Raw genomic sequence first — 16,082 nt, forward strand, 5'->3', positions numbered from 1 at the left:
ATTCATTCCACAAAAGCAATCGCGGGCAAGCCCTTAGTTCCTTTCAGAGCTAAGGGCTTGCCCGCGATCAGGTGCGCAGCTTTATTACAGGCTGGAAATCCGCGCGTGCTGTTCGGCCAATTTGCTCAAGGCTTGTTCGGCTTCGGCTAACTTGGTTCGTTCTTTTTCGATGACTTCGGCCGGAGCTTTGTCAACGAACGCGGCGTTAGAGAGTTTTCCACCTACGCGGGCCACTTCGCCGTTCAGACGCTGGATTTCCTTGTCCAGACGCGCCAACTCTGCATCTTTGTCGATCAGGCCGGCCATGGGCACCAGCACTTCCATCTCGCCTACCAGTGCGGTAGCCGACAGCGGTGCTTCGGCGCCCTCTTGCAGCACGGTGATCGCTTCGAGTTTAGCCAGCTTTTTGAGCAAGGCATCGTTCTCGGCCAGACGGCGTTGATCTTCGCTGCTGACGTTTTTCAGGTAGATCTGCAAAGGCTTGCCCGGGCCGATGTTCATTTCGCCACGGATGTTGCGAATACCCAGCATCAGGCCCTTGAGCCATTCGATATCGTCTTCGGCGGCCTGGTCGATGCGCGCTTCGTTCGGTACCGGCCACGGTTGCAGCATGATGGTCTTGCCTTCAGCACCGGCCAGCGGCGCGATGCGCTGCCAGATTTCTTCGGTGATGAATGGCATGAACGGATGCGCCAGGCGCAACGCCACTTCCAGCACCCGAACCAGCGTACGGCGAGTGCCGCGCTGACGTTCTACCGGGGCGTTTTCGTCCCACAGCACAGGCTTGGACAGTTCCAGGTACCAGTCGCAGTACTGGTTCCAGATGAACTCGTACAGCGCTTGCGCCGCGAGGTCGAAACGGAACTGGTCGAGGTGACGGGTCACTTCTGCTTCGGTGCGCTGCAGCTGCGAGATGATCCAGCGGTCAGCCAGCGACAGTTCGTAGGCTTCGCCGTTCTGGCCGCAGTCTTCGCCCTTGTCCAGCACGTAGCGTGCGGCGTTCCAGATCTTGTTGCAGAAGTTGCGATAGCCTTCGACGCGGCCCATGTCGAACTTGATGTCACGGCCGGTGGACGCCAGCGAGCAGAACGTGAAGCGCAGGGCGTCGGTACCGTAGCTGGCGATGCCGTCGGCGAATTCGTCGCGGGTCTGCTTCTCGATTTTCTTCAGCAGTTTTGGCTGCATCAGGCCGGTGGTGCGTTTGGCCACCAGGTCTTCGAGCTCGATGCCGTCGATGATGTCCAGCGGGTCCAGGACGTTGCCCTTGGACTTGGACATCTTCTGGCCTTGACCGTCACGGACCAGGCCGTGGACATACACGGTCTTGAACGGAACTTGCGGGGTGCCGTCTTCGTTTTTCACCAAATGCATGGTGAGCATGATCATCCGGGCAACCCAGAAGAAAATGATGTCGAAACCGGTAACCAGCACGTCAGTGGAGTGGAAGGTTTTCAGTGCTTCGGTTTTTTCCGGCCAGCCGAGGGTGGAGAACGTCCACAGACCCGAACTGAACCAGGTGTCGAGCACGTCGTTGTCCTGTTGCAAGGCAACGTCCGGGCCCAGGTTGTTCTTGGCGCGTACTTCGGCCTCGTCGCGGCCTACATAGACTTTGCCCGACTCGTCGTACCAGGCCGGAATGCGGTGGCCCCACCACAGCTGACGGCTGATGCACCAGTCCTGGATGTCGCGCATCCACGAGAAGTACATGTTTTCGTACTGTTTAGGCACGAACGCGATGCGCCCGTCTTCCACGGCAGCAATGGCAGGCTCTGCCAGAGGCTTGGTCGACACGTACCACTGGTCAGTCAGCCACGGTTCGATCACGGTGCCCGAACGGTCGCCTTTCGGCACTTTCAGGGCGTGATCATCGACGCTGAGCAACAGGCCGGCTTCGTCGAAATCAGCGACAATTTGCTTGCGCGCTTCGAAGCGGTCCAGGCCTGCATACTTGGCCGGCAGGGTACCGTCGATGGACTCGTTCAGCGTGCCATCGAGGTTGAACACCTGGGCAGCAGGCAGCACGGCGGCGTTTTTATCGAAGATGTTGAGCAGCGGCAGGTTGTGACGCTTGCCGACTTCGTAGTCGTTGAAATCGTGGGCCGGGGTGATTTTCACACAACCGGTACCGAATTCAGGATCGCAATAATCGTCCGCGATGATCGGAATGCGGCGGCCAACCAGCGGCAGCTCGACAAACTTGCCGATCAGGGCCTTGTAGCGCTCGTCTTCCGGGTTTACCGCAACAGCTGCGTCGCCCAGCATGGTTTCCGGACGGGTGGTAGCAACCACCAGGTAGTCCAGGCCTTCGGCGGTCTTGGCGCCGTCAGCCAGCGGGTAGCGCAGGTTCCACAGGAAACCTTTCTCGTCGTGGTTTTCCACTTCAAGGTCGGAGATGGCCGTGTGCAGCTTGGTGTCCCAGTTGACCAGGCGCTTGCCACGATAGATCAGGCCGTCTTCGTGGAGGCGCACGAAGGCTTCCTTCACGGCTTCAGACAGGCCGTCATCCATGGTGAAGCGCTCGCGGCTCCAGTCTACGGACGAACCCAGGCGGCGGATCTGACGGCTGATGTTGCCGCCGGACTGATCTTTCCATTCCCAGATCTTGTCGAGGAATTTTTCACGACCCAAATCGTGGCGGTTCAGGCCTTGTGCTTCGATCTGACGCTCGACCAGCATCTGGGTGGCGATACCGGCGTGGTCGGTACCCGGCTGCCACAGGGTGTTGCGGCCCTGCATGCGACGGAAACGGATCAGGGCATCCATGATCGCGTTGTTGAAGCCGTGCCCCATGTGCAGGCTGCCGGTGACGTTCGGCGGCGGAATCATGATGGTGTACGGGTCGCCCGCGCCTTGCGGGGCAAAATAATTCTCTTCTTCCCAGGTTTTGTACCAGGAAGTTTCAATGGCGTGCGGCTGGTAGGTCTTATCCATGCGCGGCGGGACCCTATTGGCATTAATTCAGGAAAGCCGGCAAGTATAGCGGGGTGGGACTGCGCGGGGAACCTATTGCTGTTGTGGGAGCGGGCTTGCTCGCGATACGGGCAACCCGGTGCATCGGCTTCATTAAGGTGCTGCAATCGCGAGCAAGCCCGCTCCCACAGGGTCAGCTTTGATGTTGGGCGAGCAGACGCTCCATGTGGGCATCAAGGCGGCGCTTGATCTCGGTTTCGATGTGCGGGGCGAAGTCGTTGATCACGTCCTGCATGATGGCCTGGGCAGCAGTGCGCAGCTCTCGGTCCAGGTGCGCAAGCAGTGCGTCAGGGGCTTTCTCCGTCGCGGGCGCCGGGGTGATGCCGACCAGCGGTATTTGCGTGGGCACCGGCTCCGGCTCTGGTTCATCGCTGATAACTTCGTCGAGCAACGGGATCTGTTCGTCGGGCCGACCTACCATCTCTGTCAGCAGCGGCGGTTGCAGCCCCTCATCGCCGAGCAGCTTGCGAATGGACTCAAGATCATCAAGCAGGTGTGCAGCTTTTTGCGGCGAATTGGAGGTGTCCATCGTGTGCTCAGAGTCGTTGTAACTTGTGGTCCTGCAGAGGATAGCCCTGTTCTCGGTAGAAACGGAAACTCTCCCGTGCAGCCTGTCGCACGGCGGGGTCTTCGACCACCACTTCGGCCACGCGGGCGAAACGTTTGAAAAAGTCGGGGACTTTGAGGTCCAGGTTGATCAGTAAGTCCTGGTGGTTTGCGGGTGCATCCGTACAGCCCATGACCACGACGCCATCGGGTTGGTCTTCAGTGTTGCTGTGGGGCACGAAGCTTTCGCCCTTGAAGCGCCACAGGCGTTCATCCAGGTCCTGGCGCTGGGCACTGTCAGAGCAATGCAGATACACGCGATGGCCCAGGCGCCAGGCCTTCTCGGTGAGTTTGCAGGCAAAATCCAGCCGCGCAGAGGGTTCGGCGCTGGGCAGGATATAAAAGTCGATCTTGGTGAGTTCTTGGTTTGCTTCGGGGGTCATTGCGATTCCTGAATCGGGACTGCGCCGCCCTCAAGCGGCGCAGTCTTCGATTGTCAGCTTCAAGCGTTGGCGCGATCCAGCAGGTACTGGGTCAGCAGGGGCACTGGGCGGCCACTTGCGCCCTTGTCCTTGCCGCCGCTGACCCATGCCGTGCCGGCGATGTCCAGGTGCGCCCAGTTATAGGCCTTGGCAAAACGCGACAGGAAGCAGCCAGCAGTGATGGCGCCGCCTTTAGGCCCGCCAATGTTGGCCATGTCGGCGAACGGGCTGTCCAGTTGTTCCTGGTACTCGTCGAACAGCGGCAGTTGCCATGCACGGTCGTCGGCTTGCTTGCCGGCTTCCAGCAACTGGTTGATCAGGTCGTCGTTGTTGCCCATCAGGCCCGAGGTGTGAGCGCCCAATGCAACCATGCAGGCGCCGGTCAGGGTGGCGATGTCGATCACGGCCTGTGGCTTGAAGCGCTCGGCGTAGGTCAGGGCGTCACACAGCACCAGACGGCCTTCGGCGTCGGTGTTGAGGATTTCGACCGTCTGGCCGCTCATGGTCGTCACGATGTCGCCCGGGCGTGCCGCGCCGCCGCTAGGCATGTTTTCAGCACAGGCCAGAATGCACACCAGGTTGATCGGCAGTTTCAGCTCGAGTACGGCGCGCAGGGTGCCGAACACGCTGGCAGCACCACCCATGTCGTACTTCATTTCATCCATGCCGGCGCCCGGCTTGAGGCTGATGCCGCCGGTGTCGAAGGTGATGCCTTTACCTACCAGTACGTACGGTTTTTCGGATTTTTTGCCTCCGGCGTAGTTCATCACGATCAGACGAGGCGGCTGGTCGCTGCCCTGGCCTACAGCGTAGAACGCGCCCATGCCCAGATCCTTGATCTTTTTCTCGTCAAGGATTTCGACTTTCAGGCCTTTGAACTCTTTGCCCAGGTCCTTGGCCTGCTCGGCAAGGAAGCTCGGGTGGCAGATGTTCGGCGGCAGGTTGCCCAGGTCGCGGGTGAACGCCATGCCGGCGGCAATTGCCTGGGCGTGGGTCACGGCGCGCTGCACTTCAGCCTGCGCGGCCTTGATGGTCAGCAGGGTGATTTTTTTCAGGGCGCGGGGTTCGGCCTTCTGGCTTTTGAAACGGTCGAAGGTGTATTCGCCGTCTACGAGGGTTTCGGCCAGCAAGCGGGTCTTGCTGTAGCTGTCGCGGCCCTTGACCACCAATTCGTCCAGTGCGAACACCGCATCGCTACCGCCCAGGCCTTTGAGTACACCCAGTGCGCCGCTGATGATTTTGCGGAACGGGCGATCGCCCAGTTCTTCATCCTTGCCGGTACCCAGCAGCAGCACGCGCTCGGCTTTGAGGTTGGGCAAGCTGTGCAACAGCAGGCTTTGACCGGTTTTGCCGGCCAGGTCGCCGCGCTTGAGGACTGCGCTGATGGCGCCACCGGTGAGTTCGTCGAGGGCTTTGGCGGTTGGGCCGAGCTTGCGGCCTTCGCCGATGGCGACCACCAGAGTGGCCGTTTTCAACGTTTCTGGGCTAACGCTTTTTACAACCAGTTCCATGTCCGGGTCCCTGAGTCAAATGGTCAACATGCGCACAAACAGTTCTGTTTGTTTGCTTATATAGAAGAAGCGCTTCACCTGTGATCAAGGCTGGCGTCAAGGCGGGCAGTTTGAACCCCGTCGGAGGAGCCTGACAACCCCGGTTTAGGGCCAAGTTGCCACTTTCAAGACTGTGCAGTGACAGGGGAGGGCATTCACAGGATAATGCGCCATCTTTTTAGACGGCCCATCTCATCTATGATGAGGTATGTGCCGACTCGTTATGCTGTTTGTTTGGCCGCCTTAGCCTGACGACCCTGGAGTGTCTGGTTTGATCGTCTTCCGTTATCTGTCCCGCGAAGTCCTGCTTACATTGAGCGCTGTCAGTGCTGTGCTGCTGGTCATCATCATGAGCGGTCGCTTCATCAAATATCTGGCCCAGGCCGCCTCGGGCGCCCTGGACCCGGGTTCGTTGTTCCTGATCATGGGCTTTCGCCTGCCGGGCTTCATGCAGCTGATCCTGCCTCTGGGGCTGTTCCTGGGCATTCTTCTCTCTTATGGTCGCTTGTACCTTGAGAGCGAAATGACCGTGCTGTCGGCCACCGGCATGAGTCGTCAGCGGTTGCTGGCCATGACCATGGCACCGGCTGCGCTGGTCGCGCTGATCGTGGCCTGGCTCAGTCTGAGCCTGGCCCCGCAGGGCAACAATGAATTTCAGCTGCTGCTCAACAAGCAGGATGCCCTGACCGAATTCGACACCCTGGAGGCCGGGCGCTTCCAGTCGCTGAGTGACGGTACACGGGTGACCTACACCGAAGAATTGAGCAATGACCGCAGCCTCTTGTCCGGCGTATTCATTTCGCAGAAGAAACTCGGAGAAGAGGCCAAGGATCGCAGTATTTCCGTGCTGCTGGCCGAGAAGGGTCATCAGGAAGTGCGTCCTGACGGCAGTCGCTGGCTGGTGCTGAACAATGGCTATCGCTATGACGGCAACCCTGGGCAGGCCGATTATCGGGCAATCAAGTACGATACCTATGGTGTGCTGCTGCCCAAGCCGGAAGTCAGCAATGAAGTGACAGACCGCGATGCGATCCCTACCGCAAGCCTTCTCGGCAGCACGGATCCTCGTGTGGTTGCCGAGCTGCATTGGCGGATTGCCTTCCCCGTGCTGGTCTTTATCGTGACCTTGATCGCAGTGCCGTTGTCGCGGGTCAATCCGCGTCAGGGGCGCTTCCTCAAGTTGTTGCCGGCGATTCTTCTTTATATGAGCTACCTGAGCATGCTGACCTGGGGCAAGGGGCTTCTTCAGGATGGCAAGACCCCGATGGCGCTGGGCCTGTGGTGGGTGCATGGGCTGTTCCTGATCATTGGCCTGGGGTTGATGTACTGGGAGCCGCTGCGCTTGAAACTGGCAAGTCGCCGTAGTGCCGAGGAGATGGCCCGTGGTTAAGCTCGACCGCTACATTGGTAGCAGTGTGTTGTTGGCGATTCTGGCCGTGTTGGGGATCATCCTCGGGCTGGCCCTGCTGTTTGCCGTGATCGACGAGATGCGCAGTCTCAGCAGCACCTACACCGTTCTGGATGTGTTCAGTTTTGTCATGCTGACTGCGCCCCGACGCCTGTATGAAATGTTGCCGATGGCAGCGTTGATTGGCTGCTTGATCGGTTTGGGCGGCCTGGCCAGCAACAGTGAGCTGACCATCATGCGTGCCGCAGGTGTGTCCCTTGGGCGCATCGTCTGGGCCGTGATGAAGCCGATGCTGGTGCTGATGGTTGCAGGGGTGCTGATTGGCGAATATGTAGTGCCTGCCACGGAAAACATTGCCCAGGCCAACCGCGCGCTGGCCCAGGGCGGTGGCGACTCGCAAAGCTCCAAGCATGGCTTGTGGCACCGCCAGGGTGATGAGTTTATCCATATCAACGCCGTTCAGCCCGATGGCCTGCTTTACGGTGTGACCCGTTATCGCTTCGACAAAGACCATCAGATGCAGTCGGCAAGCTTTGCCAAAAAGGCCCAGTACCACCAGGGCGACTGGCAGTTGAGTGATGTGAGCACCACTCTTTTTCATGGCGACAGCACTGAGGTAGTCAAGGCGCCTGAAGAAAAATGGGACGTGTCGTTGAGCCCGCAACTGCTCAATACCGTGGTCATGGCGCCCGAATCGCTGTCGATTTCCGGGTTGTGGAACTATATCCACTACCTCAAGGATCAGGGCCTGAACAACGGCCGTTACTGGCTGGCTTTTTGGGTCAAGGTGTTGCAGCCGCTGGTGACTGCCGCGCTGGTATTGATGGCCATATCTTTCATCTTCGGCCCGTTGCGCTCTGTTACGCTGGGGCAGCGGGTTTTTACCGGGGTGCTGGTAGGGTTTACCTTCAAGATCGCCCAGGACCTGCTGGGGCCTTTGAGCCTGGTGTTCGGCTTCTCGCCGCTGTTTGCGGTGCTGCTGCCGGCTTCCATTTGTGCCGTGGCCGGTATCTGGCTGTTACGTCGAGCGGGTTGAGTAGCGCTCATTGAGCCAATCAAGAGCCTCTATCTCTCGATAGGGGCTTTTTTGTAGGTGCCCATTGGCCTGTGAACGTGACGCTTGGCGCGATGTTCAGGTACAATTCCCGGCTATTTTTCGGCGGGCAGTCTGCCTGCGACTTTTTTGAGTGTTGACCCGTGAGTGATCTGAGTCATATCCGCAATTTCTCCATCATCGCCCACATTGACCATGGCAAGTCGACGCTGGCCGATCGTTTCATCCAGATGTGCGGTGGCCTGACTGCCCGCGAAATGGAGGCCCAGGTACTGGACTCCATGGACCTCGAGCGTGAGCGCGGGATCACCATCAAGGCCCACAGCGTCACCTTGTATTACACGGCCAAAGACGGTAATACCTACCAGTTGAACTTCATTGATACCCCGGGCCACGTTGACTTCACCTACGAAGTTAGCCGTTCCCTGGCGGCCTGTGAAGGTGCGTTGCTGGTGGTCGATGCGGGGCAGGGTGTAGAAGCCCAGTCCGTAGCCAACTGCTACACCGCGATTGAGCAGGGCCTGGAAGTCATGCCGGTGCTGAACAAGATCGACCTGCCACAGGCTGATCCTGATCGCGTTAAGGAAGAAATCGAAAAAATCATTGGCATCGACGCCACTGATGCCGTGACCTGCAGTGCCAAGACCGGCCTGGGCGTGGACGAGGTGCTTGAGCGCCTGGTACACACCATTCCTGCGCCGACCGGCAATATCGAAGATCCGCTGCAAGCGTTGATCATCGACTCCTGGTTCGATAACTACCTGGGCGTTGTGTCCCTGGTTCGCGTGCGCCACGGCCGCGTGAAAAAGGGCGACAAGATTCTGGTCAAATCCACCGGCAAGATCCACCTGGTGGACAGCGTTGGTGTATTCAACCCGAAACACACCGCCACTGCAGACCTGAAAGCCGGTGAAGTAGGTTTCATCATCGCCGGTATCAAGGACATTCACGGTGCGCCAGTGGGCGATACCCTGACCTTGAGCACGACTCCGGATGTTGATGTACTGCCCGGTTTCAAGCGTATTCAGCCTCAGGTATACGCGGGCCTGTTCCCGGTTAGCTCCGATGACTTCGAAGACTTCCGTGATGCGTTGCAAAAACTGACGCTGAACGACTCTTCGCTGCAATACACGCCAGAAAGCTCTGACGCACTGGGCTTCGGCTTCCGTTGCGGCTTCCTGGGCATGCTGCACATGGAGATCATTCAGGAGCGCCTGGAGCGCGAGTACAACCTGGACCTGATCACCACTGCGCCAACCGTAATTTTCGAACTGCTGCTCAAGACCGGTGAAACGATTTACGTCGATAACCCGTCCAAGCTGCCAGATCTTTCAATGATTGAAGACATGCGCGAGCCAATCGTGCGTGCCAACATTCTTGTGCCTCAGGAGCACCTGGGTAACGTCATTACCCTGTGCATTGAAAAACGTGGCGTGCAGCACGACATGTTGTTCCTGGGTACCCAGGTACAAGTGACCTACGATTTGCCGATGAACGAAGTGGTTCTGGACTTCTTCGACCGTCTCAAATCCACCAGTCGCGGCTATGCTTCGCTTGATTACCACTTCGATCGTTACCAGTCAGCTAATCTGGTCAAGCTCGATGTACTGATCAACGGTGACAAGGTAGATGCGCTGGCCCTGATCGTGCACAAGGAAAACGCGCACTACAAAGGTCGCCAGTTGACCGAGAAGATGAAAGAACTGATTCCGCGCCAGATGTTCGACGTCGCGATCCAGGCCGCCATTGGCGGGCAGATCATTGCACGGACCTCCGTCAAGGCACTCAGAAAGAACGTACTGGCCAAATGCTACGGTGGTGACGTTAGCCGTAAGCGCAAGCTGTTGGAAAAGCAAAAGGCCGGTAAAAAACGCATGAAGCAAGTGGGCAACGTGGAAATTCCACAAGAAGCCTTCCTTGCAGTGCTCCGTTTGGATAGCTAGGTCCTATGTCACTAAATTTCCCGCTGTTGCTGGTCATTGCTGTTGCCGTGTGCGGTTTGCTGGCGCTGCTCGATTTGGTCTTCCTGGCTCCGCGCCGGCGCAAGGCCATTGCCAACTATCAAGCCAGCGTTACGCCGGTTGATATGCAGGTAGTCGAAAAGCTCAACAAGGAGCCGCTGCTGGTTGAATACGGCAAGTCGTTCTTTCCCGTGTTGTTTATCGTGCTGGTGTTGCGTTCGTTTCTGGTTGAGCCGTTCCAGATTCCGTCCGGCTCGATGAAACCGACCCTGGATGTGGGCGATTTCATTTTGGTGAACAAGTTTTCGTACGGGATCCGCTTGCCGGTACTCGACACGAAAATCATCGAAGTGGGTGATCCGAAGCGGGGCGATGTGATGGTGTTTCGCTACCCAAGCGATCCGACAGTCAACTACATCAAGCGTGTAGTTGGCCTGCCGGGCGACAAGATCCGCTATACCAGCGACAAGCATCTTTATGTCAACGACCAACTGGTTGCCGAGCAACTGGTCAAGGCCGAGCCTGGAACCCTGGGCAGTGCCGAGTTGTACAAAGAGAAGCTGGGCGAAGTCGAGCACATGATCCGCAAGGAAATGAGCCGCTATCGTGCGCCGCCTGACAAGGAGTGGACGGTTCCGGCCGGGCATTACTTCATGATGGGTGACAACCGTGACAATTCGAACGACAGCCGTTACTGGGATGATCCGAACATTCCCAAAGACGAGCTGGGCATGGTTCCCGACAAGAATATTGTCGGCAAGGCCTTCGCTGTTTGGATGAGCTGGCCGGAACCCAAGGCGAGCAACCTGCCGAACTTCTCGCGGGTTGGTCTGATCAAGTAGCCAGAACGGCGCTGTTTATAACAGCGCCGATTGCTTTTCAGGTGTGCGAAACAAGTCGCGCGCCTGAGTATTCAGGATGTGGATTTGAACAAAGCGTTAAGTGTGACGGCGGCGAACAGCCTGTTCCCTGTCCATTTGCTATGCGATAAACGAGCATCACTGATCCCTAATATCGGTCCGGTGGTGACATTCGGCCACGAACTCAGCGTGGGTAAATCGTGAGTTTTTCTTTAGAACGTTTAGAGCGTCAGCTCGGCTACACCTTCAAAGACCAGGAACTGATGGTTCTGGCCCTGACACACCGCAGTTTCGCGGGGCGCAATAACGAGCGCCTTGAGTTCCTGGGGGATGCCATTCTCAATTTTGTTGCCGGCGAAGCCTTGTTTGACCGTTTCCCGCTGGCGCGTGAAGGCCAGTTGTCACGCTTGCGTGCGCGGCTGGTAAAGGGTGAGACCCTAGCAGTACTGGCCCGCGGCTTTGAGCTGGGCGAGTACCTGCGCCTGGGTTCCGGTGAACTGAAAAGCGGCGGATTTCGCCGTGAATCGATCCTGGCCGATGCCCTTGAGGCGCTGATCGGCGCCATTTACCTGGACGCCGGCATGGATGTCGCTCGCGACCGCGTACTGGCCTGGCTGGCCAGCGAGTTCGAGACGCTGACCCTGGTCGACACCAACAAAGATCCAAAGACCCGCCTGCAAGAGTTCTTGCAGTCGCGTGCCTGCGACCTGCCACGTTACGAAGTGGTGGATATCCAGGGCGAACCGCATTGCCGCACCTTCTTTGTCGAGTGCGAGATTGCCTTATTGAATGAAAAAAGCCGGGGACAGGGCGTGAGCCGTCGTATTGCCGAACAGGTAGCGGCCGCCGCAGCACTGATTGCCCTTGGCGTGGAGAATGGTCATGACTGATTCAACCGCAACTCGCTGTGGCTACGTTGCCATTGTTGGTCGTCCAAACGTGGGTAAATCCACACTGCTGAACCATATCCTGGGTCAAAAGCTGGCGATCACCTCGCGCAAGCCTCAGACCACCCGCCACAACATGCTGGGCATCAAGACCGAAGGCAACGTGCAAGCGGTCTACGTGGATACCCCGGGCATGCACAAGGGCGGCGAAAAGGCCCTGAACCGCTATATGAACAAAACCGCTTCGGCTGCGTTGAAAGACGTCGATGTGGTGATCTTCGTTGTTGACCGCACCAAGTGGACCGACGAAGACCAGATGGTGCTGGAGCGCGTGCAGTACGTAACCGGCCCGCTGATCGTGGCGTTGAACAAGACCGACCGTATCGAAGACAAGGCCGAGCTGATGCCGCACCTGAGCTGGCTTCAGGAGCAACTGCCGAACGCCCAGATCATCCCGATCTCGGCTCAGCACGGGCACAACCTTGAAGCCCTTGAGCGCGTGATTGCCGATCACCTGCCGGAAAACGAGCACTTCTTCCCGGAAGACCAGATCACCGATCGCAGCAGCCGCTTCCTGGCCGCCGAACTGGTACGTGAAAAGATCATGCGCCAGATGGGTGCCGAGCTGCCGTACCAGATCACCGTCGAGATCGAAGAGTTCAAGCAGCAGGGCAAAACCCTGCATATCCATGCCTTGATTCTGGTTGAGCGTGATGGTCAGAAAAAAATCATCATTGGCGACAAGGGCGAGCGTATCAAGCGTATCGGTACCGAAGCGCGCAAGGATATGGAGCTGCTGTTCGACTCCAAGATCATGCTTAACCTTTGGGTTAAAGTGAAAGGTGGCTGGTCCGACGACGAGCGCGCCCTGCGTTCGCTGGGCTACGGCGACCTGTAAGCACAGCATTACACCCCCCCCCTGTGGGAGCGGGCTTGCTCGCGATAGCATCAACTCGGAACTTCAGACAGGCCGAGTTGCTGCTATCGCGAGCAAGCCCGCTCCCACATTAGTTTTATGCTGTTCTTCCTGGCAGTGTTTGCCTTTTGAGATAGCTGACTTCCATGTCCAGTAAACCCCCGGCCCCCCAACTCGCCTACGTCCTGCACAGTCGCCCCTATCGTGAAACCAGTGCCCTGGTGGATTTCATCACGCCTCAAGGGCGCCTGCGGGCCGTGCTGCGCAGTGCGCGGGGCAAGGCGGGGACGCTGGCCCGGCCTTTTGTGCCGCTGGAAATCGAATTTCGCGGCCGTGGCGAGCTGAAAAACGTCGGACGCATGGAGAGTGCCGGGATTGCCACCTGGCTCAATGGCGAAGCGCTGTTCAGCGGCCTCTATCTCAATGAGCTGCTGATCAGGCTGTTGCCAGCCGAAGACCCGCATCCGGCGGTCTTCGACCACTATGCCGCGACGCTGATGGCGCTTGCGCAAGGACGCGCGCTCGAACCTCTGCTGCGAGCGTTCGAATGGCGCCTGCTGGACGATCTGGGCTATGGCTTTTCGTTGACCCGGGACATTCAAGGCGAACCGGTGGCCAGCGATGGCATGTACCGTTTGCAGGTAGATGCCGGGCTTGAACGGATTTATCTGGTGCAGCCCGGTCTGTTTCATGGCACCGAACTGCACGCAATGGCCGAGGCTGACTGGACCGTGCCCGGAGCCTTGTCCGCCGCCAAGCGCCTGATGCGTCAGGCATTGGCCGTGCATTTGGCTGGTAAACCGCTGGCCAGTCGTGAGTTGTTTCGCAAGCCCTGAATAGACCGGTATGCTGTGCGCCGAATCGTCAACTCTTCAGGAGAGCCCCCCGTGACCCAAAGCAATCGCATTCTTCTCGGCGTGAACATCGACCACGTAGCCACGCTGCGTCAGGCTCGCGGCACCCGTTACCCTGATCCGGTCAAGGCAGCGCTGGATGCAGAAGAGGCGGGCGCCGACGGCATTACCGTGCACTTGCGCGAAGATCGTCGACATATCCAGGAACGCGATGTGTTGCTGCTCAAGGATGTCCTGCAAACGCGCATGAACTTCGAAATGGGCGTTACCGAAGAGATGATGCTGTTTGCCGAGCGCATTCGCCCGGCGCATATCTGCCTGGTGCCTGAAACCCGTCAGGAACTGACCACCGAAGGCGGTCTGGATGTTGCCGGGCAGGAAGCGCGGATCAAGGCAGCTGTCGAGCGGCTGAGCAAGATTGGCTGTGAAGTGTCGCTGTTTATTGACGCCGATGAGCGTCAGATCGAAGCGTCCAGGCGCGTAGGCGCACCGGCAATCGAACTGCACACCGGACGCTATGCCGATGCCCAGACCCCGACCGAAGTCGCCGAAGAGTTGCAGCGTGTCGCCGATGGCGTTGCGTTTGGCCTGGCTCAAGGGCTGATCGTCAATGCTGGCCACGGTCTGCATTACCACAACGTGGAAGCGGTAGCCGCGATCAAGGGCATCAATGAATTGAACATTGGCCATGCGCTGGTGGCGCATGCATTGTTCGTGGGCTTCAAGTCGGCAGTGGCTGAAATGAAAGCGCTGATTGTGGCTGCGGCCAAGGTTTAAAAACGGCTACGGGGATCATTCAATTGTGGGAGCGAGCCTGCTCGCGAAGCTCATTCGCGAGCAGGCTCGCTCCCACAGAATTGTGTTCTACAACTGCGGCTCTTCTTTGGGCTTGGTCTTGTCGATGCCGGGGATATGCAGCTTGCTGTCGGCCGCCTGATCACCTTCGAGCTGTGGCTGCGTGGCCCAGGTCAAGATGTCGTAGTAACGACGGATGTTGGCCACAAAATGTACTGGCTCGCCGCCACGGGCGTAGCCATAGCGGGTTTTGCTGTACCACTGCTTCTGCGCAAGGCGAGGCAGCATTTTCTTTACATCAAGCCACTTGTTCGGGTTCAGGCCTTCTTTCTTGGCCAGCTTGCGTGCGTCTTCCAGATGACCGCCACCGACGTTGTAGGCAGCCAGTGCGAACCAGGTGCGATCCGGTTCCTGAATATCATCGTCCAGCTCGCTCTTGATCAATGCGAGGTATTTGGCGCCGCCCATGATGCTTTGCTTGGCATCCAGGCGGTTGGACACGCCCATCGCTTGAGCCGTGTTCTGGGTCAGCATCATCAGGCCGCGCACACCTGTTTTTGAGGTGACGGCGGGTTGCCATAAAGATTCCTGATAACCCATGGCTGCCAGCAGGCGCCAGTCGATCTGTTCTTTTTTGGCCGCTTCCTTGAAGAACTTTTCGTACTTGGGCAAGCGCTGTTGCAGGTGCTGGGCGAAGGTGTACGCGCCAACGTAGCCAAGGACATCGACATGCCCGTAGTAGCGGTCTTTAAGGCGTTGCAGGGTGCCGTTCTTTTCGACCTTGTCCAGATAGGCGTTGATCTCGTTGAGCAGGCTGTTGTCTTCACCGGCCGCCACTGCCCAGCGCTGACTGCGTGCATCGCCCAGGTCAAAGGCGACGCGCACGTTGGGGAAGTACACCTGGTTCATCGCCACTTCGTTGGAGTCGACCAGCGTGAGGTCGATCTGGCCTTCATCGACCATGCGCAGCAAATCGACGACTTCGACCGCGTCGGATTCGTCGTACTCGATTCCGGGATACTGTTTTTTCAGTTCGGCCAGTTGCTCTGCGTGGGAGCTGCCTTTGAGGACCGTGATGCGCTTGCCGGCCAGATCCGCAGCAGAGGTGGGGCGGGACTGGCCGTTGCGGTAGATGATCTGTGGCGTGACTTCGAGGTACGGGTGGGAAAATCTGGCTTGTTGCAGGCGTTTCTCGCTGCTGACCAGTCCGGCAGCAGCCAGAACCGGGCCGTCAGGCTGGCCCAGTTGATTGAACAGTTCATCCAGGTTGTCCGCGGTCTCGATTTTGAGCTCAACCCCAAGATCGTCGGCAAAACGCTTCACCAACTCGTATTCAAAGCCGGTTTCACCATTGCGATCCTCAAAGTAGGTCGCAGGGCTGTTGCGGGTAATCACCCGCAGTACCCCATCCTCCTTTACGCGCTCCAGGGTGCTGGGTTTTTCAACGCAGGCACTGAGCATCAGGAAGAGTCCGGTTGCGAGCAGCCATTTGGCGCAGCGCGGGCGGATATCAGTTAGAGAAAACATCCGCGCAGTATACGCAAAGCAGCACGGGTGCCATATCTCGACAATTTCCAGTCATTCTGATATTGACCGCGAAAATCGCTCAAACCCTTGTAAAATGGGGGGTAGAGCTCTGTTTAAAGATCATAATCGAGCATCCGTTAAGCGGCTGATAGCTATAAAGAATAAGGCTTTGGTCGATTCGCGACGTCTGGTGCGCTTCAGGTGTGCCGTTTCGGGTGCCGTGGCGAACGGTTTAGGCTAGAATGCCCGGCCTCAAAGCATACCCCTCCCGA

At 58.2% G+C, this 16,082-nt stretch carries 13 protein-coding genes; 8 read left to right on the top strand and 5 right to left on the bottom strand.

Translation table 11 applies throughout. The annotated features are described in order from the left end of the window. Positions 1–84 precede the first annotated feature (84 nt). The 4 genes from EQV96_RS07345 to EQV96_RS07360 form a co-directional block, all read right to left on the bottom strand. A complete protein-coding gene (locus EQV96_RS07345) occupies positions 85–2,931 on the bottom strand; it encodes a valine--tRNA ligase (RefSeq protein ID WP_240881678.1) in 2,847 nt (948 codons plus the stop codon). 172 nt (positions 2,932–3,103) lie between these two features. Then, entirely contained in the window at positions 3,104–3,499 is a 396-nt protein-coding gene (locus EQV96_RS07350; RefSeq protein WP_095001228.1) for a DNA polymerase III subunit chi, read from the bottom strand. Positions 3,500–3,506: 7 nt separating this feature from the next. Next, complete coding sequence (locus EQV96_RS07355) at positions 3,507–3,959, bottom strand: DNA polymerase III subunit chi (protein ID WP_095024904.1); 453 nt, start codon at positions 3,957–3,959, stop codon at positions 3,507–3,509. A 59-nt stretch (positions 3,960–4,018) separates the two neighbouring features. After that, positions 4,019–5,509: a leucyl aminopeptidase gene (locus EQV96_RS07360; protein ID WP_095001230.1), complete on the bottom strand. Its 1,491-nt coding sequence runs from the start codon at positions 5,507–5,509 to the stop codon at positions 4,019–4,021. Between the two features lie 310 nt (positions 5,510–5,819). Here EQV96_RS07360 and lptF point away from each other — a divergent pair, with 310 nt between their 5' ends. The 8 genes from lptF (at position 5,820) to pdxJ (ending at position 14,265) form a co-directional block, all read left to right on the top strand. Continuing rightward, positions 5,820–6,938, top strand: a complete 1,119-nt coding sequence (gene lptF / locus EQV96_RS07365; protein WP_095001231.1) for an LPS export ABC transporter permease LptF — start codon at positions 5,820–5,822, stop codon at positions 6,936–6,938. After that, positions 6,931–7,992 (top strand): LPS export ABC transporter permease LptG, encoded by a 1,062-nt coding sequence (lptG, locus tag EQV96_RS07370; RefSeq protein WP_095001232.1) that lies wholly within the window; start codon positions 6,931–6,933, stop codon positions 7,990–7,992. The genes lptF and lptG overlap by 8 nt, the downstream gene beginning before the upstream one ends. Before the next feature lie 161 nt (positions 7,993–8,153). Beyond that, entirely contained in the window at positions 8,154–9,953 is a 1,800-nt protein-coding gene (gene lepA / locus EQV96_RS07375; protein WP_095001233.1) for a translation elongation factor 4, read from the top strand. Between the two features lie 5 nt (positions 9,954–9,958). Further along, positions 9,959–10,813 carry a signal peptidase I gene (gene lepB, locus EQV96_RS07380; RefSeq protein WP_095001234.1) on the top strand — a complete coding sequence of 285 codons (855 nt, stop codon included), beginning with the start codon at positions 9,959–9,961 and terminating at the stop codon, positions 10,811–10,813. Positions 10,814–11,031: 218 nt separating this feature from the next. Further along, positions 11,032–11,721: a ribonuclease III gene (gene rnc, locus EQV96_RS07385; RefSeq protein WP_095001235.1), complete on the top strand. Its 690-nt coding sequence runs from the start codon at positions 11,032–11,034 to the stop codon at positions 11,719–11,721. Further along, positions 11,714–12,616 (top strand): GTPase Era, encoded by a 903-nt coding sequence (era, locus tag EQV96_RS07390; RefSeq protein WP_095001236.1) that lies wholly within the window; start codon positions 11,714–11,716, stop codon positions 12,614–12,616. The genes rnc and era overlap by 8 nt, the downstream gene beginning before the upstream one ends. A gap of 164 nt (positions 12,617–12,780) precedes the next feature. Further along, positions 12,781–13,470: a DNA repair protein RecO gene (gene recO / locus EQV96_RS07395; protein WP_240881680.1), complete on the top strand. Its 690-nt coding sequence runs from the start codon at positions 12,781–12,783 to the stop codon at positions 13,468–13,470. A gap of 51 nt (positions 13,471–13,521) precedes the next feature. After that, positions 13,522–14,265, top strand: coding sequence for a pyridoxine 5'-phosphate synthase (gene pdxJ, locus EQV96_RS07400; protein ID WP_095001238.1), 744 nt, complete (start codon positions 13,522–13,524; stop codon positions 14,263–14,265). An 87-nt stretch (positions 14,266–14,352) separates the two neighbouring features. Here the strand turns inward: pdxJ and mltF are convergent, their stop codons facing one another. After that, entirely contained in the window at positions 14,353–15,810 is a 1,458-nt protein-coding gene (gene mltF / locus EQV96_RS07405) for a membrane-bound lytic murein transglycosylase MltF (protein ID WP_095001239.1), read from the bottom strand. Between the last annotated feature and the right edge of the window lie 272 nt (positions 15,811–16,082).

This window comes from Pseudomonas sp. TMW22080 (genome assembly GCF_022496745.1).
Classification (GTDB): Bacteria; Pseudomonadota; Gammaproteobacteria; order Pseudomonadales; family Pseudomonadaceae; genus Aquipseudomonas; species Aquipseudomonas bubulae.